This is a genomic window from Serratia sp. CY71090, from assembly GCF_052166845.1.
Taxonomy (GTDB): Bacteria; Pseudomonadota; Gammaproteobacteria; order Enterobacterales; family Enterobacteriaceae; genus Serratia; species Serratia nematodiphila.
The window spans coordinates 723798-750080 of the sequence record NZ_JBJNOA010000001.1 but is presented as its reverse complement, the minus strand read 5'-3'; the positions used below and the strand labels follow the sequence as shown (position 1 = coordinate 750080).

Here is a 26283-nt window from a genome sequence, read left to right as displayed (position 1 = left end):
TTTACTCAGTAAAATAACTGCCCCATTCCTGCTCGATGTTTTCCGGCTTAAGCTTGCTTAACCCCGCACCAGGCGTAAACGTCAATTCACCGAAATAGACCTTCTCACCGACCTGGTAGAAATCCACGCGGACATAAGAGAACTGCTGCGCAACCTGGCGAGCCAAGCGCGTCATTTCTTCCAGTCGCGTAGGCCGCGGCATCGGTTCGTCGGCATTCGGCAAGCTGATGCGGATTTCGGTGCGGTTCCAGTCGATATCAAAAATGTCGCGCCGATGGGTGCCGAAACGCTGGTAATCCACCTGGATGAACATGCGAATTTCATGGTTATCGTTGAAACAATGAAACTTGATATCGTTCGGCACCTGCTCACCATCCAGCAACATGCGTTCCACCATGATGCAGGGTTCGATGTCCAGATAATGCTTTTCGCGACTCTGCTCGTAAAAGTTGCTGCGCATCCACGCACTGCTGAGATCGTACAATTCCGCGTAGCTGACCTGTTGCTTGTCGAACACCAACCGGTTATAGCCGCTGCCATGGTTGGCCTTAAGCACGAAGGCGTCGGGCAACTGCCTGAACGTGTCGTAGCTGAGTTCAGTGCCATGCGCATACAGCTCCACCAGATACTCTTCGCCCCACAGGCCGGCAATAAATTCACGGACCTTGTATTTGTCCGACAAGGTGGTGTAGATGCTGCGCGGATAAATTTTACGGCGCATGATCTTTTCGCTGAAGCCGGTCGGTTTTGACAAGTGCGGCAGTTTTTTGAAATAGAGCGCGTATTTAACCTGATGGTGCCAGGCATCGGGCAGGCGCTTGGAAATGCTTTTAACCAGGGTGTTTAACATGCTCTCTCCTTAATTTGCTGACAAGACGCGGCAGGCAGTAAAAACAGGTCAGCTGCAGTCGGGTAATTTTCCCGCCACGGAATAAACTGTTCAGAACGAAGAATGAAATGAATTCCGCCAGTAGCGTAGACACCGCAGCGCCGGTCAGGCCGTAACGCGGGATCAGCAGCAGATTCATCGCCACGTTCATCAGAGCCACCAACGGCATCTTGATGGCGATAAAGCGATAACCGGCGAACAGCACGATGCTGCGGTACGAAACCGTCCCCATCACCGAGAACAGCGAGGTCAGCGTACAAATAGCCAGGATGTCGGCGGCCGGTTGAAAAGCGGCGCCATACAGCAGCGCAATAGCCGGGTGGGCGAACCACCACAGCCCCAGCAGCACCGGCAACGACAGGCCCAATACCACCAGATACAGCACCCGGATGCGGTACTCCTGCTCCAACGGATCGCGACAGTTGGCAATACCCGGCATCAACGAGGTGATCAGCGCCATCGGCACAAAAACCCACCCCTGACTGAGGGTGGTAGCGGCGCTGAACCAGCCCACCGCCTGCTCGCCGACCAGATTGCCCAGCATGATTTGATCGATGCGGGTATAAATCACTATCGCCAGACTGGAGATGGCCAACGGCAGACCCACTTTCAGCAAATAACGGCCATAGCGCCCGGCCTGGCGCGGCGTAACCCGCGGCGTGGCCGCAGCTTCCCCACGGAATAGCCAGAGGCGCGCCAGATAAGGTACGGCGCTGCTGAGGATGTAGGGTACCGCGAACCACACCAGCGGCAGCGCGGCGCTCACCAGCGCCAGCCGCAGCCCGATCGACAGCAGCAGCGCCAGGTTGTTGAGCAGCGTATTGCGTTTCGACTGCAGGCGGGCATCGTAATAAATCTTGTACACGTCCTGAATCGAGAAATAGGCGCTGATAAGCAGTAACAGCGTCATCAGTTGACTGGCTGGCGGCTGGCTGAAATAGCTCCATATCAGCATCGGCAGCGCCACCACCAGGAACAGCCGGCGGCGCAAACGCATCGAAGCCAACATCAGGCGAATGCCGCTCGGCTGGCGGCGGGCGACGCGGTTGAAAATGATGCTGTCGGCGCCCAGCTGCACCAGCGGCACCACGATGGCGATCGTCGCCAATAGATAGTTGAGAGCGCCAAACTGGGCGGGCCCCAGATAGCGCGCAACGTAAATGGAAACGAAGATGCCGGACAGGCTGAGCGAAACGCGTTCCAGCATCAGCCACAGGGCGTTGGTGATAATGGCCTTCACCCGCTTATTCCTCTGCCTGCCGGCGATCTTCCCGATGGCTTGGATAGGCGAAGTTGTAATAGCTCATGTCGGTCGCCGCCCTCTTCACGATGCCGTTGAGGATTACGCCTCTGATCGCCACGCCATTCTGTTCGAAACGGCGCATGCTGGTTTCGATCTGCTTGACGGTGTTCACCTCAAAACGCACCACCAACAGTGACGTACCGGCGTGATTGCCGACGATGGCCGCGTCCGTCACCGCCAGAATCGGCGGCGTATCGATCAGCACCAGATCGTAGTTTTGCCCGGCCCAGCGCAGGAAATCGGCGAAACGGCGATGCATCAGCAGCTCGGACGGGTTCGGCGGCACCTGGCCACGTGGCACGAAATCCAGATTGGCGATGGCGGTTTTCCGCACCGCCTGTTCCGTCGTCACTTTGCCCACCAGCATGTCGGACAGCCCTTGATGAGCGTCGTCCGATAGCCAACGATGCAAGAATCCTTTACGCATATCCGCGTCGATCAACAGCACCCGCTGCCCGGCCTGCGCCACCACCACCGCCAGGTTGGTGCTGGTAAAACTCTTGCCGCTTTCCGGGCTGGCACCGGAGACCATCAAAATGTTGTTTTTGGCCTCCAGCATGGCGAAATGCAGGCTGGTGCGCAGGCTGCGAATGGCCTCCACCGACAGATCCGCCGGCTCGGCCACCGCCAGGATCGGCAGGCGACGACCGCCGGATTTGGGCAACAGCAGGCGTTGTTCGCGATTGCGTTTCGCCTGCCATGGCGACAGCGGCACGGTGGCGTAGACGTTGATGCCTCTCTTCTCCAGCGTATCGATATCATTGATGCCGCGATGGAAGGCCGTGCGCAGCAGCACCACGGCCGCGGTGCCTGCAGCGCCCAATATCAACGCCAACAACACGATGAGCATCTTTTGCGGCTGAATCGGTCGGATAGCGGTTTCCGCCTCGTCAACGATGCGAATATTGCCCACCGTGCCGGCCTTGCTGATGCTCAGCTCCTGCTGTTTGTTCATCAGTTGCATGTAAACCTGCTGATCCACCTGCACGTCGCGGGTGAGACGCAGGATCTCCTGCTGCATTTTCGGCAGCGTCTGTACCTGTTTGCCGAGCCGCGCCTTTTCCGCCTCCAGCGTGGCGCGCTTTTCCAGCAGCGCCCGGTAAGCCGGGTGCACGCGGGTATAAAGCTTGGAAATCTCCGCCTCTTTGAAGGTCAGCTCGTTGAGCTGGGCTTCGAGCTGTACCTGCGTGTCCAGCACCGATTTGGCTTCCAGCGACAGATCCACCGAGTCGTTTTGCTGGCGGAACTGGTTGAGCTGGGTTTCGGCGTTGTTGAGCGAGGTTTGCGTTTGCGGCAACTGCTCCTGCAGGAAGGCCAGCATTCTCTGCGCCTCTTCCGTTTTGCGATCCACGTTCTGCTGCAGGTAGTTATCGGTGATGTTCTTCAGCACCGCCTCGGCGCGCTGCGGATCTTCGCTCGGCAGCGTAAACGTCATGATGCCGCTGTCTTTGCCGCTCGGCACTACGCCCAGGTATTTACGCAGATCGTCCACCGCTTCTTGACGCGCGACTTTCACCACGGTGAAACTGGTGCCCGGCGCCGCGTCCAGCGCCGAAACGGTCATGCCCCACTCGCCCTGCGCCACCGGTTGCCCAACCACGCCACTGAACAATTTGGCGCCGTCATGGCTCAGCTCATAATGTTGCCCATCGCGCACCGTCAGCGTCAGCGCTTCGCCCTGCATGTCCGCCGGCGTTGTCAGCGTGGCGATGTCCAATACCGGCGCCTTTTCACCGCTCAGTCGGGCAAAGCCTTTACCGAATACCGGGAAATAGTCCGGTTCGACGCGCACCGTCAGGCCGAGGGCATCCACCGTTTTGCCGAGCACGTAGCGCGACTTGACCAGCGTCACCTCATCCTGCGTCGCCGAATTTTGCCCCAGCGAACTGTCCAGCGTTTCACGCAGCAGCGAATCGCCGGACAGCTGATTCTCCACCTGCACCACCGCCGTGGCCTGGTACACCGGGGTAGCCAACAGGGCGTAGGCGACGCCCAGCGCACCCGCCACGCCGGTCACGACGGCGATCCGCCAGCGGTTATCCCACAGCGGCCCTACCAGACGCTCCCACTCCAGCTTTTCATCTTGTTCGGCCACCATCACGGACAGCGCATTGTTTTTCATCTTCTGTTCCTTATTCACCCTGCGGAGTTACCAGTTGCGCACGCGCAAGGTAGCCTCGCTGAGATCGTTAAAACTGCTGATGGTCGGCACCAGCTGGCTGATCAAACGGTTCCAGCGCGCGATAGGCGCCGCGGTGACGTACACGACGTCGTAAGGGTGCAGCTGAAATTCAGCGCCCATCGCCAGCGCGCTGGCGTCGGAGAGATCGAACTGATACAGCGTCGCCAGCCGCTGCGGGGGATTGCCGCCGCTCGGCCGGATCACGAACACCCCGGTCGCATCCGCCACCGTCTGGCTGATCCCTTCGGAAGATCCGAGGGCTTCGGTCAGGGTCATGCCGCTGCGATCCATCTTCAGCGTCGCTTGCTTGCCCACCTCGCCCATCACGAACACTTTCAAGTTGTCATTGCGCGGAATGTAGAGGATGTCGCCCGGCTGCAGCAGCGCGTTCTGGCTGATGTCGCCACGCTGCATCAGCGCCTGCAGCGAGATGGCCCGCTCTTTGCCCTGATGGGTCAGCACCACGTTGCGCCAGTCGGCATTGTCCGTCAGGCCGCCGGCGGCGTTGATCGCATCCAGAATGGTCAGCGGCACGTTGGTGATCGCCTGCTGACCGGAGGTTTTCACCTCACCGGTCACATAAGCCTTCTGCGAGCGGAACGCGGCAATGCTGACATCCACCTGCGGGCTTTCCACATACTGCGCCAGACGGCCGGCGATCAGGCTGCGTACTTCGGTGACGGTTTTGCCCACCACCGCCACGCGCCCGATATAGGGGTAAAAGATCGTGCCATCCGCATGCACCCAGTTACCGGTGTCGCTGGCGCTGCGATATTGCCCGGCCGGCGTGGTCAACTCGGGATGATCCCAGACGGTGACGTTCAACACGTCGCCAACGCCGATACGGTATTGGTAGCTCTGCAACCGCTGATCCAGTGCCGGATTCGGCTGGGCGACCGGTTCAATACGCCGCATTTTCTGCAGCAGCATCGGTGACATGCGGTAGACCTGTACCTGGCTGTTCAAATCGAAATCGTCGTCTTGTTGCACGACGATGGCTTTTCCGCTGGTCGGTAAATGTGAGCCGGGAACCACCGTACAACCGCTCAACAACGCGGAGGTGAAGGCCAACGGCATCAAAAGAGGCAAATGAAAATTCATGGAAATACCGTGATAAACGGGCTGCTGCCGCAGCCCGTGAGAGGATTAACGCCCGACGGTTGGATTATCGCTGAGCATCGTCGCCTGACGCGGTTCGCGCAACATGGCGAAATAACCGCAAAAACAGAACAGAAACGCCACCAGCATCAGGCTTTCCTGCAGCTGCAACACTTCACTGCAAATGCCGATGCAGGCCAGCGTCACCGCCAGCATGGTGCTCATCGCCAGTGCCTGACGCGCATTGAGCCCGCGACGCATCAGAATATGGTGCAAATGATCGCGGCCCGCTTTGAAGGGGCTTTGGCGGCGCAACAGGCGGCGCACCATCACGGTCACCATGTCCATCAGCGGAATGGCGATCAGCCACAGCGCGGTGACCGGGCGCATTACCGCCTGCTGCCCCTGCGTCGCCAGCAATACCAGCCACAGCACGCTGAAGCCGATCACCATGCTGCCGGCGTCCCCCATAAAGATTTTGTTACGCGCGCCGAACAAGCTCAGGTTGAACAGCAGATAAGCCGCCAGCGCGACGATCATGCCCAGGCACCACAGCGCCAGATCTTCCCGGCCACCCAGTCCGAACACGATGGCCAGCGCAACAAAGGTCACGCAGGACAAGGCGCCCAGTTGCCCGTCGATGCCATCCACCATGTTGTAGGCGTTGATCGCCCCCCATACCGCCAGCGGCGTGAGCAGCAACGCGCCATAACCGAGCATCACTTCCTGATGGCCCCAGGCATGGCCCAATGAGGAAAGCTGCATCCCTGCCGCCAGCATCATCGCCAGCGCGATCCCTCCCTGCACCATGACGCGCGGCGCCACGGGCAGATCAAAGCGGTCATCCAGTACGCCCAACACCACCAGCGCCGTGATGCACAGCAGGTAGACGGTGTTGTCGGGCAGCCAGTCGGGTTGCCACAGCGTCATCAGCATCAGCGTCAGGTACACGGCGATGCCGCCGACCAACGGAATATGTCCCAGATGTTGCTTGCGCGCATTGGGCTTATCCACTAATCCCACCGTCAAGGCGACCCGGCGGGCAATAAGGATCCACGCGACCGCCAGCACAAATATCACGCTCAGTTGATATAACATCGTTCCTCCAGCGAATAAGCACGCTACCGCCCTTGAGTTACAGCTCCCAATGCGCTATTAACAAAAACAAAATTGATCCTGCCAGGATATAAGTCAGCATGAATTTATCCTGAAAAATACAGATTTATCCGCTTGTCGGCGGAATAATCAAATAACGTCAGCGTGCGATTAAGTTATCTATCAGAAAACTCATGTTTAATGGTTCTTTCGATTGCCGAATCAAGTTCAACAGGCGCCACGAAATTATTTTTCACATTACTTTTAAACTGCGTTCTGGCGCAGAATTTCTGTACTCTGACGCGACTGATTGGGAATTTTTTGCGACTTATTTTACTCACAACATCCAATGCGGTTGCGCCGCATATGCCTACGGCATAAGGAATGCGAATCGTCTTATTTTCTCTCCCCAATGAAGAGGAAATTACGTCAACCAATTGATTCATCGTAAAGTCCGGTTTATCGACGTAGTTGCTGACCTGATAACTTGACTGTTGATCCAGCGCATATTCCAGCCGCGCGGCAATATTTTCAACGTAGGCCATCGACTTCATATTATTGCCGCTGCCAATCATCACGAAACGTCCGCTGGCGATCTGACGGAACAGGTTATACACGTTGCCACGGTTGCCTTCGCCGAATACCACCGTTGGGCGGATGATAGTCAACCGATTTTCCTCATCGGCCTTGCGCCAGGCTTCATAAACGTATTCCGCCTCAAGCTTGGATTTGCCGTAATGGTTGAAAGGCTCGAAACGTCCTTCTTCGCCGGTCTCCTGTTTGACGAAGCCGTAAACAGCGACCGAGGAGGTGAAAATGATTTGACGGATATTCAGGGCGGAGGCGGTCATGCAGACATGGCGCGCGCCTTCGACATTAACCTGATAATAGAGCGAAATAGGATCGACATTGTCCTGATGCTCCGCCGCCAGATTAATGATGGCGTCGCAGCCCGCCAGCGGTTCTTGCAAGGTCTGGGGTTGCGTCACATCGCCATACTGATAAAGGGATGGAAAATGTGCACTGGGTTGCTTATCGACGATGACCAATGTCAGATCATCGCGCTTACTGAGACGTTTCGCCAGGCGTGTTCCGATAAAACCGGAACCCCCGATAATAGCTACTTTACGCTTATCCATAATTTGTCACTCAGCAGGTTCTCATTATTCCCGTCACCCGATTGGGGCAGGACGCTAATACGCGTTAGGTAATGAGTTCCAGACTGGACAAATCGAACCTGGCTTTCAAATAACAAATAATGAAATAAAAGATTTCATCAAATGTAAAATTATCGCTATAGATAAAACCTCATTCAACGCTAATTTTTAACATCGTAAGCAACTTGATATTGCAAGGTTTTATTCGGCAATATAAGATTAATCCGACCCTTGCCGGTGGACGAAGAGGTCTCATATTTTACCGGCAATTTCAGCTGGCCTTGCTTAGGATCGACACATTCGATGGTCGCCTGCTCCATGCTCTCGCCCTGGTACAGGCAGAACAGAGTTTGCGGGCTGTTGGTATGGGGGTTATTCAGCGTCAGCGTCAACACCACACGCGTGTTGTTCTGAATATCATTGATCACCGGGGGGCGAGTTTGGTTGCCAAGCACGTATGAAAAATGTGAAATAACCAGCAAAGAGGCGAATACCGTCAGGTATTTCACTACACGGCTGGCGGGCATGCTGAAAAAGCGACGCGCCGCCGCCGACTTTTTTTCACGCGCCGGTTCTTTGGATGACTCCACCGTTGCAACAGGCGCAGCAACCAGCGTCGATTTATGCGGCTTATCTATTTTTTCATCGTTTGTTTCAGACGACTCACTTTCACTTTCAGAAAGTTCCGCTTGAATATTAACGCCAATATCTTCACCGCCATTTAATATATCATCATCAGCGTAGTCTTCATCCTCGGATATAAAGTGAAAAGCCGCTTGATTTTCCACCTTGTAACCCAAACGAGGAATGGTTCTGATAAGCGTGTGTTCCGTATCGCTAATCTTTTGGCGAATAGATTTAATTGTTTGATTTATCGTTGAATCTGAGCAATAGGTTCCTTTCCAGATATTTTCTATAATTTCCGTTCGGGTAACCAGTTCTGGCGATCTGGCGACAAGCAGCGAAAGAATTTGATACTCCTTCCAACGCAGACGAAATTTCTCCCCGGCAGGAGTCAGAACATCTAGATTCCTAATCTTTATTCTTTTATCAAGATTCACTTTTAATTTCCTTAGCGTGCCTGTCCTGCACACTTTGTATAGAAATATCAAAAAATGTTCAAGAAATTAAATGTAAACTCAACAGGTTGCATTCATCGGATATTGGCCTTTATAAAAATTTTCTGATTTCATTTTTTACATTAGGCCATATTAAGGATGTTCCGTTTATCCAAATGACTCTTTTTCCCTGTTGGCAACATGGATTTCTTTCATGGTTACCGTAAAATTCAAATGAACACCTCATTGATTTAAAAAGAAAAAACTAACCATGTTGTTCGATTGTTAATCGAATGAAATTGTGAAATTTCATTCTTATCCGTGAATTCATGGTGTTTTCCCACCTAATCTGATTGTCAGATAGACTACAAAAAGCCGAAAAAAACAGAATGAGAGTTATCTGATTTAACCCCGTTACACATTCCACTCGGTGTGTGCTGCATCTAAGACAAAATCCTATTACTGATTTTATAACAATCGCACTAATTATGCTTTGCCCTCCCGGAAATTTCATTTAATCTGCGAAAAAACATTAACGCCTTAATGTAAGAATACTCTCAATAAAACGAAAAAAACGTGCAAATAATATAATCCGTTTTGGCGAAAACATTCTCACATTGAGAGATAGTGCTATAAAAAAAGAAAAAAACGGCAAGCTAAGATGAGAATTTTACCTAAAGACAGAAAATTTCACTGAGGAGGCGAGGAGAGATGACTCGGAATGAGAGAAATATCCCTCCCCTGGCGGGAGGGATTGAGAAAGCAGTTTGATACTCAGGCCTTTTTCTTGCGGCCATACACCGCCCAGGTGATGACCACACACAAGATATAGAACACCAGGAATACTTTCATTGCCCCCGCCGGCGAACCGGCCAGCGCCAGCGAGGTACCGAATGCCTGGGGAATAAAGAAGCCGCCTGCAGCGCCGATCGCCGAGATAAAGCCCAATGCGGCGGCGGAGTCCGTCACCGCTTCACGCTGTGCGCTTTCGTCACTACCGCCGGCCGCTTTCACGCGATCGACAGTGATTTTACGGAAAATGACGGCGATCATTTGGAAAGTCGATCCGCTGCCCAGCCCCGCCGTGAGGAACAGCACCATAAAGATGCCGTAGAAGGCGATGAACGAACCGCCCTCGCCCGCCGTCGGCAAGGTCAGGAACAACAGCGCGGCGAACACGGCCATCACCACAAAGTTGATCAACGTCACCCGCACGCCGCCGAAACGGTCAGACAGCGCGCCGCCGACCGGCCGCGCCAGCGCCCCGAGGAACGGCCCGAAGAAAGCGTAATGCAGGATCACGACCTCCGGAAATTGCGTCTTCGACAGCATGGCGAAACCGGCGGAGAAACCGATGAAAGAACCGAAGGTCGCGAGGTACAGCAAACTCAGCATCCATAAATGCCCACGTTTGAGCACTGGCAGTTGCTGGCGCAGCGATGCCTTGGCCGCCGCCAGATCGTTCATGCCGAACCAGGCCGCCAAGGTGGCAACCAGCAGGAACGGTACCCAGATCCAGGCGGCGTTTTCCAGCCACAGCTGCCCCCCTTCTGCCTGATCTTGCGCCGTGCCGCCAAACAGACCAAACAGGCTGAAAGAGATCGCCAGCGGCGCGACCAGTTGCATGACGCTGACGCCCAGATTCCCCAACCCGCCGTTGAGACCCAACGCGCCGCCCTGACGCGCTTTCGGGAAGAAGAAGCTGATATTGGCCATGCTGGAGGCAAAGTTGGCGCCCGCAAAACCGCACAGCAGGGAAATGATGACGAACACGCTGTACGGCGTGCTGCTGTCCTGCACCGCGAATCCCAGCCACAAGCACGGCACCAGCAGGAAGCAGGTGCTGATAGCGGTCCAGCGACGGCCGCCAAACAGCGGGATCACGAAGGAATACGGCACGCGTAAAATAGCGCCCGAGACCGACGGCAGCGCTGTCAACAGGAACAGTTGATCGGTGGAAAAGTTGAAGCCAACCTTGTTCAGGTTGACCGCAACGGCGCTGAACAGCATCCAGACGCAGAAGGCCAGCAGCAGACAGGGGATGGAAATCCACAGGTTGCGGGTGGCGATGCGATGGCCACGCTGCTGCCAAAAGGCGCTGTCTTCAGGATGCCAATCCTGAATCAGCGCACCGGTTTTCTTTGATGAAGGCGTTGCAAGTTGCGACATAAAAACCTCAGACACGGGGGATTATTCCGACACCCTAGGGGGCTGCCCCGGCGGCAAAGTTGATGTATATCAACCCGAATGCAAGTAGTTGGCGGCACAAATAGCGCCTTCATCCACTTAGGGGTACGTTCCGGATAAAAATTAAATCATTTATAATCAATAAATTATAATCAACCACTTCGTCATCCTCACCGCTTCGCCGCCCCGCTGGAAACTAATGGGTACTTCATTCGAGGTATGGGGTTATGCTCAGGGATAATCAAAAATACGGCTGAATCGTTACTTGTTTACCCCATCGCCGCCTTCGCCCCTGAGCTTCTGCGGCGCCAAATGCCAGGAACCCGCGCTTATGAAACGCCTGTTGGCCCCGCTTTCGATCGTAAATCAGGTCGCCCTGCTGATGTTGCTGTCGGGCATTCTGGGCGTGGCCGGCATGGGGATTTCCGCCTGGATGTCGCAAAGCATTCAAGGCAACGCGCATGCCATCAACAAGGCCGGCTCGCTGCGTATGCAAAGCTACCGTCTGCTGGCGCAGGTGCCGCTGGATGAACGGCATGAAGCGTTGATCCGCGAACTGGAGCGCGACGAAAACAGCCCCGACCTGCAGCGTTCGGTGGAACAGGAAGGGCTGACGCAACCTTTCGACACCTTGCGCGACTACTGGCAACAGACCCTGCAACCTCGCCTGCGTAGCGCGCAGCGCCCGGCCGACGCCGCGCCGCAGGTAGCGCACTTCGTGCAGCTGTTGGATAAGCTGGTCTCGGATATCGACAGGCAAACCGAACGCCGCCTGCTGATGGTGACGCTGGTGCAGGCCGGCTTTATCGCGCTGACCCTGCTGCTGCTGATCGGCACCACCTGCTACCTGCGCCGCCGGTTGCTACATCCGTGGCGGCAGCTGGTGGAAATGGCGTTGGCGGTGGGCCGCGGCGACTTTAGCCGCCGCTTCGCGCAGCGCGGCCATCAGGATGAAATGGCGTCGCTCGGCGGCGCGTTGAACACCATGTCTGACGAACTGTCGGCCACCTACAGCGGGCTGGAGCAGCGCGTAGCCGAGAAGACCGCGGACCTGCAGCAAAAAAATCAGATGCTGAGCTTCCTCTATCGCGCCAGCCGCCTGCTGCACGCCAGCGAGCCATTGTGCAGCCGCCTGACGCCGCTGCTCAACCAACTGCAAATCCTGACGCCGCTGCGCGCCATTCAGGTGCGGCTGTATGAAAACGACAGCCGGGAGCCGCTGCTGCAGCTGAGCGGCAACCAGCCGTTGCGGCCGGAGCATTGCCATAATCCGGTGTGCAGCGCCTGCCTGCACGACAGCGACCGCCAGCATCCCGACAACCCGTCGCTGAGCTGGAGCCTGAGTGACAAACTTGGCGACTACGGCGTGATCGTGGCGCAACATGCGCCGCAACAGCCGCTGAACGATGAGCACCGCCAGCTGGTCAACACTTTGGTGGAGCAACTGACCAGCGTGCTGGCCATCGAACGTCAGGTAGACCACCAGCAGCAGCTGATGCTGATGGAAGAACGGGCGGCAATCGCCCGCGAGCTGCACGACTCCATCGCCCAATCGCTCTCCTGCCTGAAAATGCAGATCGCCTGCCTGCAGATGCAAGGCGAAACGCTCTCGTCCGCCAGCCAGGCGCTGGTGCAGCAGATGCGCGAAGAGCTGAACGGCGCCTATCGCCAGCTGCGCGAGCTGCTGACCACCTTCCGCCTGCAGCTGACCGAACCGGGCCTGCTGGCGGCGCTGCAATCGACGGTAGCGGAGTTCAATCCCAAACTGGGTCTGAACATCAGCCTCGATTACCAACTGGGGCCGCGCACGGTGCCCGCCTACCAGGCCATTCATCTGCTGCAGATCGCCCGCGAGGCGCTCAGCAACATCCTTAAGCATGCCGCCGCCAGCGAGGTGAGCATTCAGGTCATCAACAAACGGGGCGAAGTGACCCTGAGCGTATGCGATAACGGACGCGGCCTGCCGGCCGAAACATCCCGCCCCGACCATTACGGCTTGATCATCATGCGCGATCGCGCCAAGAGCCTGCACGGCCGTTGCGACATTTTACCGCGCAGCGGCGGCGGCACCGAGGTGCGAGTCAGCTTCACGCCGGATAACCACGCCATCGACTAACGGAGACACCATGACGACAGAAACCGCCGCCACCATCTTACTGATCGACGACCACCCGATGCTGCGCAACGGCGTAAAACAGCTGATTGGCTTGGACGCTCGCCTGCAGGTCATCGCCGAAGCCAGCAACGGAGAACAAGGGGTCACGCTGGCGGAGCAGCACGATCCGGATCTGATCCTGCTCGACCTCAACATGCCCGGCATCAACGGGCTGGAAACGCTGGATCGTCTGCGCCAGACCGACCTGTCGGGGCGCGTTGTGGTGTTCAGCGTGTCCAACCATGAAGACGACGTCGTCAGCGCGCTCAAACGCGGCGCCGACGGTTATTTGTTGAAAGACATGGAGCCGGAGGATCTGCTGAAGGCGCTGCATCAGGCGGCGGCCGGGCAGATGGTGCTCAGCGAAACGTTGACGCCGATCCTCGCCGCCAGCCTGCGGGAAAACCGCCCCAGCGCCGATCGCGATATTCAGCAATTGACGCCGCGCGAACGGGATATTCTGAAGCTGATCGCCCAGGGGCTGCCGAACAAGCTGATCGCCCGCCGCCTGACCATCACCGAAAGCACCGTCAAGGTACACGTCAAACACCTGCTGAAAAAGATGAAGCTAAAATCCCGCGTCGAGGCCGCCGTGTGGGTGCTGCAGGGTAAAAACGGTTAGTCGCCGCCGTACAGCGGCCCGGTTTGCGCCGGGATCGGCGGCGGCGTCAGGGTTTTGATCGGCGGCAGGCCCGCGTCATCACCGGCGGTCGCCGTCAGCGGCGGCGCCACTTTCAGCTCTATCCAGTTGGACGTCACGCGCTGCTGTTTATCGTCCTCCAGCGTGACCGATAGCCGGTAGCTGTTGGCGGCGCCCGGCGCATCGTCCCACGGCGGCACGATCGCCGTCCAGCCCTGCGGATCGTTGGCGTTGTGCGGCGGCGTCAGGCTCAGCGCCTGCGTATCCCCCTGCCAACTGACGTGAGAAATCCCGTTCAATGCCTTGATTTCCAGCACCAGCGGCACGGTTTCCCCCGCCTGCAGGCTCCACGGCGGCGTGGCGAGGAACACCTGCAGCGTTTTGCGCTGGCGGAACTCCAACACCGGCACGTTCTTGCGTTCGATAGGATCGTAGCGGCTGCCCCGCAGCGACTTGGCCTGCGCCACATACTCCGGCGAAATCTGCTTCACCAACGGCACCCCGAGCCGATAGCTCAGCGCCAGCTCGATCTGATCCTGGCTCTGCCCGCCCGCGCCAATCTTATGCAGCGCCTTCATCGTCACCAACGGCACCGGGGTGTAATTGAGCCCCAGCTGCATCGCGCGCGGATCGTTTTGTTTTTTGCCGCTGCCGAACAGATCGACATTATCGCCGAGATACTGCTCATAGCTGAGCGAACCGCCGATCTGGCGATAAAACGGCAGATAGCCTTGCGTCGTAATGTCGTAACCGCGCGCCGGGCGGCTGAAAAACACGCCATCGCCAGGCTGTTGCGCCAGCGCCGACAGCGGGTAGTAATAGTTGGTGGAGAAACGCAGGTAGTCTCCCCAGGCCTCCGCGCCGACGCTGCCGCGATTACGCTGCCGGGCGAAATCGCTGTCGAGCGCCGTGTTGTACCCCAGCAGCCAGTCACCGGCGATCCAGCGCTGCCCCAGCGCGAAATTACCGAGCGCCCCGGCGCTTTGCTGTAGCCAGCCGATCTGGCTGTAGGTCAGCAATCCGTCGACGTCGTACAGCGGGCTGAATAACTGCCCGTTGCTGCCGGTAAAGTCCCCCTCACCGGTCATCTTCAGCGATAATCGGGCGGTGCCCAGCGGCGACAACAGTTCCTGCGCCTGCTGTTGCAGCGCGCCGGTCGCCTGGCCCAGCAGATAATCCTCGGCGCGGCTGCGCATCTGCTGACGGGAAACGTTATTCAGATCTTTTTCGCCGAACTGCTTCGCCATCTCGGCCCACTGCTTCTCGCGCGCGGCGTCATCGGGCGCGCCGCCCAGTTCGGGCAAGTTCGCCGCCGGATCTGCGGCGGCCGGTGCGGAAGAGACAACGCTCTCCGGCGCCGGCGGGGATTCGGCACAGGCGGGCGCCGCGCCGGCCAGCCACACCAGCGCCCCGGCCAGCCACGCCGTCTGGCGTCGGCGCCAGAGTCGTTTTTTAGTCTTGATGAGTACTGCCTGAATAACGTCTTTCATGACACCGTTGGCTTCCCTCCTTCCTGGAGCACGCCAACCCACTGCTTTGCTGTCGCCTTTCCCGCGGCAGTTCTGGAAACCCTACGCCCCGTCCAGGCCGGGGCGCCTCTCCCTTAAAGTCTAACGGCTTGACGAACAGAAACAATAGGATAAACCCCAATCACTCCCCAGTGACGCCGTCACTTACGCCATTTGCCGATCCATTCCGGCCGCCAGGTGAATTCACACCATTTCAGCACCGATTTTGCCGATAAAAAGCGCAACACCCCACTGCTGCGCGCCTCCGCGCATGACATTGCCTCACTCTGCAATACGTGAAGTGGCGATGCGTACAACTGCGCATTCCTCACAGCCCACCGCATTTCACCCCGATGAAATACGCATTTTGCCGTTATTTTAAACATCTATTTCACGACTGACGGAGCCCCGATGTTTCTTTCCTTACTGTGGCCCGCGCTGTTTTTCACCGCGCTGCTGTCGGCAGGTGCGGTCGCCTTCACGCTCATCACCCGGTTGGAGCGAATGGCGGCCGGGCGCGCCAGCCCACCGAAATTGCGCCGCCGTAGCCTGCTGCTGACGGCCTTCGGTTTGGCGTTGACGGCGCTGCCCTTCGACCTGCCGGCAGCACACCGGCTGTGGTTACCGCCGGCCGCGGCGTTGCTGATCGCCCTGGCCTGGCTAGACTGGCGCCACCGGTGGCTTCCGGACCGGTTAACCCAGCCGCTGCTGTGGGGCGGGATGCTGTGCAATCTTGATGCTCGCTGGGCGACGCTGGGCGACGCGGTTATCGGCGCCGCCGCCGGCTACGGGGGTTTGTGGCTGCTCAATGCGCTTTATCGGCAGGTGCGGCGGCGTAACGGCATCGGCCAGGGTGATTTCAAACTGCTGGCGGCGCTGGGCGCCTGGCTCGGTTGGACGATGCTGCCGCTGCTGGTCTGTCTGGCGGCCATGTTCGGATTAGGCATGGCATTGACGCGCGGCCGCCGCAACCGCCGCGCCTGGCGAACGCGGCAACCTTTCGGCATCGCCTTGGCGGCCGCCGGCTGGCTGTTGCTCTTGATGGACGCCGGCCAGAATGCGCCGGCGTTATTCGGTTAGTTCTTCAGTGTCTCGATCAGCCGATTGAGCAATCCGGCCACTTCCGCAGTGCTGGCCGTTGTCGGATTGGCCAGTGGCTGGATCACCGCGAGCCTGGTGGTGGATAACACCTCATCGCTGCGGATTTCCAACGCATCGGCGGGTGGCGTGCTCAATGAAACGCCGTCCGGCCGCCAGTAGCTGCCGCGCGTAGTCTGCACCTGATAACTGCCAAAGCCGAAATCTTTCTCGACGCGGTAATATATTTCGCAGCTTAACGGCCCGGTGCGCCGCAACATAAAGGCGCCTTTCGCGCTATAGCTGCCTTTATTGACGACAAAGGCGGTCGCCTGCGAAGACAGATCGAACGTGATATATAAATCGCACGCCAGCACCTTGGTGCTTACGCCCTGTTGCAGAGTAATGCGCGTTGTTGGTTGCCGATCCGGCGCGGTCAGGGTGCCTAAAAAAGTCCACGATTGCTGTTTCGAGATATTGCGCGGCAAATGGTTGCTGGTGGCGGAAGGGGCAATTCCCCGCTCGCCCAGACTGTACATCGCTTCGACCCCGCTTAAAAACGACGTAACGTCGACGGTGCTTTTGCCGGCCACCGGGACGCCGCCGTTGTATACGTTACTGAAGGTTACCTCGGTATTGTTGCTGCAGGCGGCGATCGCCGCCGGGAACGGCGTCTTAGAACCGCTGTAAAGAGTCAACTGACCGATGTCCCAACGAGATTCGTTGATGAATCGGCACAACACGCTCCCGCTCTCCACATTCTGCGCGTCCTGGATATTGATATTGCCTATCGTGCCTTGGGCAAAGTTGGTGGACAACACGCTGACATTGGCGGCGCGCTGCGTGTTGCGGTTCTCGCAACCCAACGAATTGATCGTGCCGTTAAAATCTTTGAACGAGTAGATATCGCCGATGCAGTCATCCGCAGCCAACGAGCCGATAGTAGAGTAAAACCCTGAAATTCTGAACGCAGTCCCCTTGGCACGAGCGGCGTAGAGGCCGTCTATAAAATTGGTGGTGCCGGACTTGTCCATCCACAGCACCCCATCGCCCGGGCGATTGGCGTTTGCCTCCATCTGCACGTTCACCAGCCAGTTAATGAACATGTCGCCCGAGACAAACAGCGAATAACCGCCGACCTTGGTGTAGATGTCGCGAATATCAAACTTCGTCATATTGCGATCGCTGAACCACACGCCGTGAGTGTCGTCTACGCCGGTATCATCCCGCAACGTCAAGCCGTGCAGCGTCAGATTGGCGAAGCCTTTCACCACGATCACCGCTTTCTTCGTTTCGCCCTGTTCGTTGGTGTAACTGCTGTCCGCCGTCTTGACAATTTTGGTCGCCCGTCCCAATCCGACCACCCGCAACCCGATGCCGCCGTAGATGTCCGTTGTCGTCTGAATGAGTACGTGTCCGGCGACCGTATACACCCGCTTCCCAAGGGACAGCGTACCACCGGCTTGCAGCGCCGCCGCCGCCGCTTTGTTGATCGCCGGCCCCCAGTTGCTTCCGTCGCTGTCCTGATAAAACTGTTCCGGCGTAACAACCTCACCGGTGGCGAACAAGGTTGCTGCGCGCGATCCTGAAGCGTTTTCGTTATTGTCCATAATATCTCCTGACGTGATGTGTCCGCATCATTGCGGACGGCCGCGGTGAAAGGCGTAAACAACGCCGCCTTTCAGTGCCAATCTATCACCGTCATATGAGCGTGTTATGAAATTTCATTTTATTTCACCCTGACACAACATCTCGCGATCCGAGGTAGCAATAGCCAGCGATTTCACTCGCCGTTGGCCTTTGGTGCGACAGAAAGCTCGGACAAACCCGCTACTTGCTGACCCGATCCAGATACAGCATGCTGTTGGCGATATCCAACCGGGCACCTTCGACGTTGTCTCGCAATGCCACCAGCGTTTGCCCCTGCAGCGCCACCACATACGGCGAACTGGCCTGCAGTTCCCGTTGCAACGTGACGTAACGTGCGCTGCGCGCGGCGCTGTTACCTTCCGCAGCCGCGGCGCGCGTTTCCGCGCTGATGGCGGGAATGTTCCACTGGGTGCGCCAGGCCAGGGTTTTCGGCCCACCGGGCACGTTATAGGCAAAGGCGCTGGCATTGGTGTTCGGATCCAGGTAGTCGGCGCCCCAGTAGGTGAAGATCGCCTGAAAATCGCGGCCGCGCATCTTGCCCCACAGATCGCTTTCTACCACCGGATGGATATCCAACCGCAGCCCGGCCTGCGCAAAACTGGCCTGCAGCGCCTGCGCGATGTCGGTATACGGCGGTTGGTTGATGACGATAAGATCGATGCGCGTGCCTTCAGCGATGCCGGCATCGCGCAGGATCTGTTTGGCTTTGTCCACGTCGAGCTTAAACGGCCGATCGTCGAGTGCCCCGTCCAATCCCTGCGGCAAGAAGGCCTGATGCACGCGATATTGCCCTTTCAGCAGTTGCTCGGCGATGCTCTGATAATCGACCAGCCAGCGCGCCGCCTGCCACAACGCCGGATTGCCCAGCGCCGGATTGTCTTTGCTGCCGGTGTTGAAACCGAGGTAATAGATCCGGGGCGCATCGGCCTGCTCGATGCGCACGCCAGACGCGTTACGCAGCGAGTCGAACTGGTCGGCCCCCAGATCGTAGGCCACGTCGGCATCCCCTTTCAGCAACAGCAAACGGCGGGTACCGGCGTCGCTGACGTTCTTGAACAACACCGTTTTCAACCTTGCCGGCGACGGGGCGTAGTCATTACGGCCAAACAGCAGCGCTTCATGCGGCACATAGTTGTTCACCCGATACGGGCCGCCGCCGGCGGAATGGCTGCGCAGCCAGGCGTTACCGTAGTCCCCCTGCTGCGCGTGCTCGTTCAACAGCTTTTCATCCACGATCGAAGCCACATTCGCCGTCAGCAGCCGCAGCGCCAACTCGCTGCCGATGTTGGCGGGCCAACTGAGTTGCACCTGGTTATCCCCCACCTTCTTCAGCTGTTGCTCAACGTTATCCGGCGTCCAGCCAAACTCGCCGAGAATAAACGACGGCGCCTTGTTCAGCTTCACCGCGCGAACCAGCGAAAAAATCACATCTTCTGGCCGCAGCGGGTTGCCGGAAGCGAAACGCTGCTGCGGTTTCAGGGTAAAGGTCAGGCTGCGGCCATCGGCGCCCGCTTGCCAACTGCCTGCGGCGTCCGGCGCCAGCTTTTGCGGCGCGGCGCGATCCGGCGCCACCAGGCGCTGATAGAGGTTGACCAGATTGGCCGAACTGACGGTTTCAAAGCTCTCCGCCGGATCGAGGCTGATAATGCCCTCCAACGAACTGACCACCACCAAGGTATCCTGCGGGGTGGCAGCCTGCGCACCGAAAGCGGCCGCCAGCGCGCCATACAATAAGGTTGGAATTAACCGTTTCATCGATACACTCTCCACAATCACGCGGTTGCGCTGTTTTTCGAGTGTAGGGGGTAAGAATTAACAGAAGAACGACGATAAATTGCTTTATTTATTACCAAGATGGATATGCCCGCCGCGTTGGCGGGCACAGGTTTAAATGCTGATGCGGCCGTGCGCCATTGCCACCGAACGATCGCACATATGGTCAATCACGTCCGCATCGTGACTGACCAACACCATGGTCAGCTCGCCCGCCTGCTTCAGCTCGTTGAGCAGATTGAGGATCTCCGCCTGCACCGACATGTCCAACGCCGAAGTCGGTTCATCCAGCAGCAGCAACTTCGGCCGCAGCAACAATGCGCGCACGATCGCCACGCGCTGCCGCTGGCCGCCCGACAGCTGATGCGGGTAGCGATCCAGCAGGCGCGGATCCAACCCCACCTGGCGAAAGCCCGCGCTGATCTTGCGTTCGATATCGCTTTCCTGCAGCAGCTTGAGCGGCTCCGACAGCGTACGCAACAGCCGGTGCTTGGGGTGTAGCGAAGCATAGGGATCCTGAAACACCATCTGCACCTCGCGCCGCAGCTCGCCGGTAAATGCCTGCCCCGGTTGCAGCCGCCGCCCCAGCAGCTCAAAACCGCCCTGCCAGCTGCCATTCAGCCCGGCCAGCACCCACAGCAACGAGGACTTGCCGCAGCCGGAAGGCCCCACCAGCCCGAAACACTCACCCGGTTCGATGTGCAGGTTAACCTCATGCACCACGGTGCGCAGCTCGTAGCCCTGGCGGTGACTGACGCTCAGGTTCTCCAGTGCAATTACGCTCATTTCAACGTCTCCAACAGCGCGCGGTCCAGCACCGGCAGCGGTTTGCCGCGCGTCTCGCGGCTCGGCCGGCACGCCCACAGCGTGCGAGTGTAAGGATGCGTGGCCTGCGCCAGCTCTGCCGCCGGCAGTTGATCCAACAGCTCGCCTTTGTACATCACCAGCACTCGCTCGCAGTGGTGCGCCACCTGCTGCAAATCGTGGCTGATCAAGATCAGCCCCATGTTGCGTTGCGCCACCAGATTGTCTATCAGTTGCAGCACCTGATCGCGCATCTGGTGATCCAGCGCCGAAGTCGGTTCGTCGGCAATCAACAGCTGCGGATCGTTGATCAACGCAATGGCCAGCATCACCCGCTGCCCCATGCCGCCGGAGAGCTGATGCGGATAACGGCCGCACAGCGCCGCCGGATCGGGCAATCCCACCGCCGCCAGCATCTCCAATACCTTTTCACGCCGCTCGGCGCGGCTCAGCTTGGCATGCAGCACCAGCGGCTCCTCCACCTGACGGCCGATCGGCTGATTGGGATTCAGCGCATGTTTGGGATCTTGCATCACCATCGCCACCCGGTCGCCGCGCAGGCGGCTCCACTGGCGTTCGCTCAGGCGCGTCAAGTCTTCATCGCCCAGCGTCAGGCGCTGCGCCTGCAGCTGCAACGGCGGCGGCAATAGCCCCATCAGCGCACGCGCGGTCAACGACTTGCCGGAACCGGACTCGCCGACCAGCGCCAGCCGCTCCCGCCCCATGCTGAACGAGATATTCTTCACCAGCGCCGCCGGCTGCGGCCCCGGCACGCCGATCGCCAGCCGTTCGACGGTCAATAAAGTGTTATCAGTGCCCATGACGAGGATCCATTTTGTCGCGCAGGCCATCGCCCAGCAGGTTAAACGCCAGACTGGCGAACAGGATCGCCCCGCCTGGTGCGGCGGCGACCCACCATTGGTCGAAAATCACTTTACTGCCTTCGGCCACCATCGAACCCCATTCGGCGGTCGGCGGCGCGACGCCCATGCCGAGGAACCCCAGACCGGCGGCGGACAGGATGATGCCGCCCAGGCTCAGCGCCGCACGCACCACCGCGCTCGGCAGGCATAAAGGCAAAATGTGGCCGACCATCAGCCGCAACCCGTTGATGCCCTGCATGCGCGCCGCCGCCAGGTAGTCACTGCGGCGCAGCGCCAGGGTTTCGGCCCGCGCCTGGCGGGCAAAGGCCGGCCAGCTGGTCAATGCCAGCGCCAGCGCACCGTTCATCAGCCCCGGCCCCATCACCGCCACGAACGCCAGCGCGATCACCAGACTCGGCAGCGACAGGAAAATGTCGGTCAGACGCATCAAAATGCGCTCGACCCAGCCGCCGAGGTAACCGGCGCAAATGCCGACCAGCAGGCCGATGGGAATGGTCAACACCAGAATCAGCGACACCAGGATCAGCGTCGGCCGCGCGCCGTAAATCACGCGGGAGAGCAAATCGCGGCCAAAGCCGTCGGTGCCCAGCCAATGTGCAGCCGAAGGCGGCAGTAACCGCAGCTCGATATGCTGCAGATTGGGATCGAAAGGCGCCAGCCACGGAGCCAGCAGCACGGTGACAAGCAGGATCGCCACCAGCGCCGCACCCAGCGTCAGCGTGGTCAGACGCCGACCGCGGCGGTCACCGACGGCTGGCTCGCTTTGCGGTTCGTGTTCAGAGAGATATTGGCTCATCGAGTTCGCGGATCCACTAAATAGGTCAAGGCGTCGGCCAGCGCATTCAACAGCACGAAACAGGTGCCGATCAGCAGCGTGGCGCCGAGGATCGCCGTCGTGTCGGCAGCAAACAGCGCCGAGGTCAGGTAACGCCCGACGCCGGGCCAGGCGAACACCGTTTCGGTCAATACCGCGCCCTCCAGCAGGCTGGCGTAGGAGAGAGACAGTACGGTGATCAGCGTGCCAAGCACATTGGGAAATACATGGCGCAGCAGAATGCGCAGGCGGCCGGCGCCCTTGGAACGCGCCAGCGTCACGTATTCCTTGTTGCACTCTTCCAGCATCGCCGCCCGCAGCAGCCGGGTAATGCCCGCCATCGACAGCAGCGCCAACGCCACCACCGGCAGCCACAGGTGGCCGATGGCGTTGTAGAACATTTCACGATCGCCGGACAGCCAGCTGTCGATCAACACGAAACCGCTGCGCGGCTCCATGCTGTACAAGTAAATGTCGTCCAGCCGCCCCGGCCCCGCCGACCAATGCAGCGTGGCGTAGAACAGCAACAGCCCGAGCAGGCTCAGCCAGAAAATCGGCACCGAATAACCAATCAGCGACAGCAGACGCGCCGCGTTATCCAGCCAGCTGCCCGGTTTGAGCACCGCCAGAAACGCCAGCGTAATGCCGCCGAGGGCGCCGAGGATAATGGCGCAGGTGGCCAGCTCCACCGTCGCCGGGAAGGTACGCAACAGATCGCTCAACACCGGCTGCGCGGTAATACGCGAAATGCCCAAATCACCGTGCGCCAGGTGCACCAGGTAACGCCAAAATTGCACCGGCAGCGGCTGATCCAACCCCAGCTCGTGCCGCACCTGCGCATAGGTGGCTTCGCTGGCGTGATCGCCCGCCACCTGCAGCGCCGGATCGATCGGCGCCAGGTGCGACAGCATGAAGGTGAACAGCAGCAGGCCAAGCAACGTCAGCGCCAGAGACAGCGCGCCGCCGAGCAGCCGCCCGCCCCAGCGCCAATACCGCCGGGCCGCCCCGGCGCCGGCGGACAGGTCAGCGGCCATTACTTGCTGACCTTGCTGTAGAACACCATGTCAGGGTTGATGCCCTGCACATAGCCCTTGAGGTTGTCACGCACCGCAATCAGGCTGCGTGCCTGCAGGCCGATGACAAACGGCGAGCTTTGCTGCACCTGTTTTTGCAGTTGCTGGTAGTCTGCCACCCGTTTGGCGGTGTCGTTTTCCGCAGTAGCGGCCAGCGTCAGCTTGCTCAGCACCGGGATCTGCCAGTTGGCGCGCCAGGCCAGCGTCTTGCTGCCGTCTTCCGGGTTGTAGGCGAAGGCGGCGGCGTTGGTGTTAGGGTCGAAGTAATCCGGCCCCCAGGAGGTCAGCGTCGCATCGTAGTTAAGCGCTTTCACCTTGGTGGAGACCTGCGAACTGATGCCCGGCACCAGTTCGACCTTCACGCCGCCCTGGGCAAAACTGGCCTGCAGCGCCTGGGCAATATCCAGATACGGCGGCTGGTTGTTGACGTCCAGGCGGAAACTGACGTTGCTCAGCCCCGCTTTGGCCAGTATTTCTTTGGCTTTCTGCGGATTGAAGCTGTACGGCTGATCCTTGAGCGCGCCCAGATAACCGTCCGGCAGGAATGCCTGATGGCTCTGGAACTGCCCTTTCAGCAGATCGTCGGCGATGCCTTGATAATCGAACAGCCAGCGCGCCGCCTCCCAGAACGCCGGATTGCCGAGCGCCGGCGACGCCTTGGCATTGAACTGCAGGAAATAAAGCGAAGCGTAAGGAATAGCCAGCGGTTTGACGCCCGGCTTGCCCTTCAGAGCCGCCATCTGGTCTGCCCCCAGGTTGCGTGCGATATCGGCATCGCCCTGCTCGATCAGCAAACGGCGCGCCGCCGGATCGGGCACGTTTTTGATCAGGATGGTTTTCAGCGTCGGCGCCCCTTCCGGCGAGCCGGGATTGGCGTCCAGCACCACCACTTCGTGCGGCACATAGGTGCGGATTTTGTAAGGGCCGCTGCCGGCGGAGTGGCTGTTCAACCATTGATGCCCCAGATCGTCGCCCTGCTGGTGCGCCAACGCCTCTTTGGCGTCGACGATCGAGGATACCGGCGCCGACAGCAGGCTGAGCACGAAGGCCGGGCTGACGTTCTCACTCCAGCTGATTTTTACCGTGTGCTCGTCCACCTTGCTCAGGTGTTGCTCCACGTTCTTCGCGTTCCAGCCCAGCTGCGTCAGGATAAATGACGGCTCCAGATTCAGTTTCACCACCCGTGAAAGCGAAAAGATCACGTCTTCCGGCCGCAGCGGATTGCCGCTGGCGAACCTGGCGTCCGGGCGCAGGCTGAAAGTCAGGCTGCGGTCGTCGGCGCCGGCCTGCCAGCTGCTGGCCAGGGTTGGTTTAAGATCGATGGGATTGTGCGGATCTGACTGGATCAGACGTTGATACAGGCTGTTGAACGACTGCACCGTGGTTAACTCAAATCCCTGGGCCGGGTCAAAGCTGACCACGTCATCGATAGATTGCGCGATCACCAGCGTGTTGGCCGGCGTCGCCGCCTGTACGTTAACGCTGGCCGCCACGGCCAAAAACAGCAAAGAAGGAACGAGCGCTTTCATCTGAAACTCTCCAAGCGGATGGAATTTATAATAATTTTGCGAGTGTATGCGAGCACGATCGGCAGCTGAAGGTACTTAAATCACTATAGATATTCTTTTTATGTATATAGATGGGATTTTGATTATTAGGCAGGCGATGCAGAATGCGCGGCAGGAATTGCCTGCCGCTTATCGGTTAAATCTGATAGTCAATCACCGCATCCAGCTGCGACGAGAAGACCTTGTCTTTGATTTCGGTCAGCGACAACGTCGGGTTGCACAGCTGAATAAAGCGCCAGGCATAGTTGCGCTGCAGTTGGCTGCGTTTCAGGCCCAGCCAGACCGTATTGGGTTCAAACAAATGCTCGGCGTTGAGGCTGACCAACCCGCGATCGCGCTCTTTTTCATACGACATGTCCGCCAGCACGCCCACGCCCAACCCCAGCTCGACATAGGTTTTAATCACGTCGGAATCTTGCGCGCTGAGCGCGATGTCCGGCGTCAGGCCCGCTGATTTGAACGCCGCATCCAGCTTCGCGCGGCCGGTAATGCCCTGGCGGTAAGTGATCAACGGCAAGGTGCTGAGCATCTCCAGCGTCACCTGCGGCTGCCGCGTCAACTCGTGCCCTTCCGGCACCAGAATGGTGTGATGCCACCGGTAGTAGGGGAATGCCGCCAGCGACTCGTCGCTCATCAGCCGTTCGCTGGCAATGCCGATATCGGCTTCACCGGCGGCCAGCATAGAAACGATCTCCTCCGGGCTGCCCTGATTGAGCACCACCCGCACCCGTGGATAAAGCGCGCGAAACTCTTTGATCACCCCCGGCAGGCTATAGCGCGCCTGGGTGTGCGTCGTCGCGATATGCAGTTGCCCCGAATCGTTGCTGCTGAAGACATCCGCCAGGCGACGGATGTTGTTCGCGTCGTTAAGAATGCGCTCCGCCACTACCAGCAGCTCTTTGCCGGGCTCGGTCATGCCCAACAGCCGTTTGCCGCGGCGAATGAATATTTCAATGCCCAGCTCTTCTTCCAGCTCGCGAATATGCCGACTGACGCCGGACTGCGAAGTAAATAAGGTATTGGCGACCTCGGTCAGGTTGTAGTTGCAGCGCGCCGATTCGCGAATAATTTTTAATTGTTGAAAGTTCATCCCCGTCTCCCTGTTTCTTGCGGTAGCGTTTGCCATATTGATACGGAGTCCTGCGGGGCTGAACAAATAAGAAATAACCTTTACTTATGCAATTTAATACTAAGTGAATTATTTATCGTGGCTCTCGGGGGGTGAGGACGTGGGAAAATGATGAATGTCTTTAAAAATAATGAGATAAATAACCATACAAATAAAGAGCCTTAAATCATCATGCAGAATAAAGTTATTAAATAGAGGTATTAGATATATGAAAAAGGGCTCAGCATGCTGAGCCCTTC

At 58.5% G+C, this 26283-nt stretch carries 20 protein-coding genes; 3 read left to right on the top strand and 17 right to left on the bottom strand.

Going from position 1 to position 26283, the window contains the following annotated elements:
* Nucleotide 1: 1 nt before the first annotated feature.
* The 8 genes from ACJ8OK_RS03500 to ACJ8OK_RS03465 all read right to left on the bottom strand — a co-directional run bounded on the left by ACJ8OK_RS03500 (nucleotide 2) and on the right by ACJ8OK_RS03465 (nucleotide 10951).
* Entirely contained in the window at nucleotides 2-850 is an 849-nt protein-coding gene (locus ACJ8OK_RS03500) for an ATP-grasp fold amidoligase family protein (protein ID WP_004934663.1), read from the bottom strand.
* The gene (locus tag ACJ8OK_RS03495) at nucleotides 831-2129 is read right to left on the bottom strand and encodes a flippase (protein WP_442530390.1); all 1299 of its coding nucleotides are present in this window, start codon (nucleotides 2127-2129) and stop codon (nucleotides 831-833) included. Before ACJ8OK_RS03495 ends, ACJ8OK_RS03500 begins: the two co-directional genes overlap by 20 nt.
* A 4-nt stretch (nucleotides 2130-2133) precedes the next feature.
* Nucleotides 2134-4314: a polysaccharide biosynthesis tyrosine autokinase gene (locus ACJ8OK_RS03490; RefSeq protein ID WP_166445196.1), complete on the bottom strand. Its 2181-nt coding sequence runs from the start codon at nucleotides 4312-4314 to the stop codon at nucleotides 2134-2136.
* A 27-nt stretch (nucleotides 4315-4341) separates the two neighbouring features.
* A complete protein-coding gene (locus ACJ8OK_RS03485; RefSeq protein ID WP_033632785.1) occupies nucleotides 4342-5475 on the bottom strand; it encodes a polysaccharide export protein in 1134 nt (377 codons plus the stop codon).
* Nucleotides 5476-5520: 45 nt separating this feature from the next.
* Nucleotides 5521-6570, bottom strand: a complete 1050-nt coding sequence (gene wecA, locus ACJ8OK_RS03480) for a UDP-N-acetylglucosamine--undecaprenyl-phosphate N-acetylglucosaminephosphotransferase (protein WP_033632784.1) — start codon at nucleotides 6568-6570, stop codon at nucleotides 5521-5523.
* A gap of 173 nt (nucleotides 6571-6743) precedes the next feature.
* Nucleotides 6744-7706 carry an NAD-dependent epimerase/dehydratase family protein gene (locus tag ACJ8OK_RS03475; protein WP_015378203.1) on the bottom strand — a complete coding sequence of 321 codons (963 nt, stop codon included), beginning with the start codon at nucleotides 7704-7706 and terminating at the stop codon, nucleotides 6744-6746.
* Between the two features lie 179 nt (nucleotides 7707-7885).
* Entirely contained in the window at nucleotides 7886-8785 is a 900-nt protein-coding gene (locus ACJ8OK_RS03470) for a winged helix-turn-helix domain-containing protein (RefSeq protein ID WP_033632783.1), read from the bottom strand.
* Between the two features lie 771 nt (nucleotides 8786-9556).
* Nucleotides 9557-10951: a NarK family nitrate/nitrite MFS transporter gene (locus ACJ8OK_RS03465; protein ID WP_442530389.1), complete on the bottom strand. Its 1395-nt coding sequence runs from the start codon at nucleotides 10949-10951 to the stop codon at nucleotides 9557-9559.
* A gap of 349 nt (nucleotides 10952-11300) precedes the next feature.
* Here ACJ8OK_RS03465 and narX point away from each other — a divergent pair, with 349 nt between their 5' ends.
* Nucleotides 11301-13085: a nitrate/nitrite two-component system sensor histidine kinase NarX gene (gene narX, locus ACJ8OK_RS03460; RefSeq protein WP_015378206.1), complete on the top strand. Its 1785-nt coding sequence runs from the start codon at nucleotides 11301-11303 to the stop codon at nucleotides 13083-13085.
* 10 nt (nucleotides 13086-13095) lie between these two features.
* Nucleotides 13096-13746 (top strand): two-component system response regulator NarL, encoded by a 651-nt coding sequence (gene narL / locus ACJ8OK_RS03455; RefSeq protein ID WP_033632781.1) that lies wholly within the window; start codon nucleotides 13096-13098, stop codon nucleotides 13744-13746.
* Here the strand turns inward: narL and ACJ8OK_RS03450 are convergent.
* Nucleotides 13743-15254 carry a YchO/YchP family invasin gene (locus tag ACJ8OK_RS03450; RefSeq protein WP_033632780.1) on the bottom strand — a complete coding sequence of 504 codons (1512 nt, stop codon included), beginning with the start codon at nucleotides 15252-15254 and terminating at the stop codon, nucleotides 13743-13745. The two genes, narL and ACJ8OK_RS03450, sit on opposite strands and share 4 nt — an antisense overlap.
* Nucleotides 15255-15683: 429 nt before the next feature.
* Here ACJ8OK_RS03450 and ACJ8OK_RS03445 point away from each other — a divergent pair, with 429 nt between their 5' ends.
* Nucleotides 15684-16352 (top strand): prepilin peptidase, encoded by a 669-nt coding sequence (locus ACJ8OK_RS03445; protein ID WP_033632779.1) that lies wholly within the window; start codon nucleotides 15684-15686, stop codon nucleotides 16350-16352.
* Here ACJ8OK_RS03445 and ACJ8OK_RS03440 read toward each other — a convergent pair.
* The 8 genes from ACJ8OK_RS03440 to cbl form a co-directional block, all read right to left on the bottom strand.
* The gene (locus ACJ8OK_RS03440; protein WP_060559803.1) at nucleotides 16349-17959 is read right to left on the bottom strand and encodes a hypothetical protein; all 1611 of its coding nucleotides are present in this window, start codon (nucleotides 17957-17959) and stop codon (nucleotides 16349-16351) included. The two genes, ACJ8OK_RS03445 and ACJ8OK_RS03440, sit on opposite strands and share 4 nt — an antisense overlap.
* Before the next feature lie 220 nt (nucleotides 17960-18179).
* Nucleotides 18180-19754, bottom strand: coding sequence for an ABC transporter substrate-binding protein (locus tag ACJ8OK_RS03435; RefSeq protein ID WP_060559804.1), 1575 nt, complete (start codon nucleotides 19752-19754; stop codon nucleotides 18180-18182).
* Between the two features lie 132 nt (nucleotides 19755-19886).
* Complete coding sequence (locus ACJ8OK_RS03430; protein WP_004934700.1) at nucleotides 19887-20558, bottom strand: ABC transporter ATP-binding protein; 672 nt, start codon at nucleotides 20556-20558, stop codon at nucleotides 19887-19889.
* Nucleotides 20555-21397, bottom strand: a complete 843-nt coding sequence (locus ACJ8OK_RS03425) for an ABC transporter ATP-binding protein (protein ID WP_016927340.1) — start codon at nucleotides 21395-21397, stop codon at nucleotides 20555-20557. The genes ACJ8OK_RS03430 and ACJ8OK_RS03425 overlap by 4 nt, the downstream gene beginning before the upstream one ends.
* Nucleotides 21387-22256: an ABC transporter permease gene (locus ACJ8OK_RS03420; RefSeq protein WP_442530388.1), complete on the bottom strand. Its 870-nt coding sequence runs from the start codon at nucleotides 22254-22256 to the stop codon at nucleotides 21387-21389. Before ACJ8OK_RS03420 ends, ACJ8OK_RS03425 begins: the two co-directional genes overlap by 11 nt.
* Nucleotides 22253-23308 (bottom strand): ABC transporter permease, encoded by a 1056-nt coding sequence (locus ACJ8OK_RS03415; RefSeq protein ID WP_442530387.1) that lies wholly within the window; start codon nucleotides 23306-23308, stop codon nucleotides 22253-22255. Before ACJ8OK_RS03415 ends, ACJ8OK_RS03420 begins: the two co-directional genes overlap by 4 nt.
* Nucleotides 23308-24876 (bottom strand): ABC transporter substrate-binding protein, encoded by a 1569-nt coding sequence (locus tag ACJ8OK_RS03410; RefSeq protein WP_437198893.1) that lies wholly within the window; start codon nucleotides 24874-24876, stop codon nucleotides 23308-23310. The genes ACJ8OK_RS03415 and ACJ8OK_RS03410 overlap by 1 nt, the downstream gene beginning before the upstream one ends.
* Nucleotides 24877-25051: 175 nt before the next feature.
* Nucleotides 25052-26005, bottom strand: a complete 954-nt coding sequence (gene cbl / locus ACJ8OK_RS03405) for an HTH-type transcriptional regulator Cbl (RefSeq protein WP_004934716.1) — start codon at nucleotides 26003-26005, stop codon at nucleotides 25052-25054.
* Nucleotides 26006-26283: the final 278 nt, after the last annotated feature.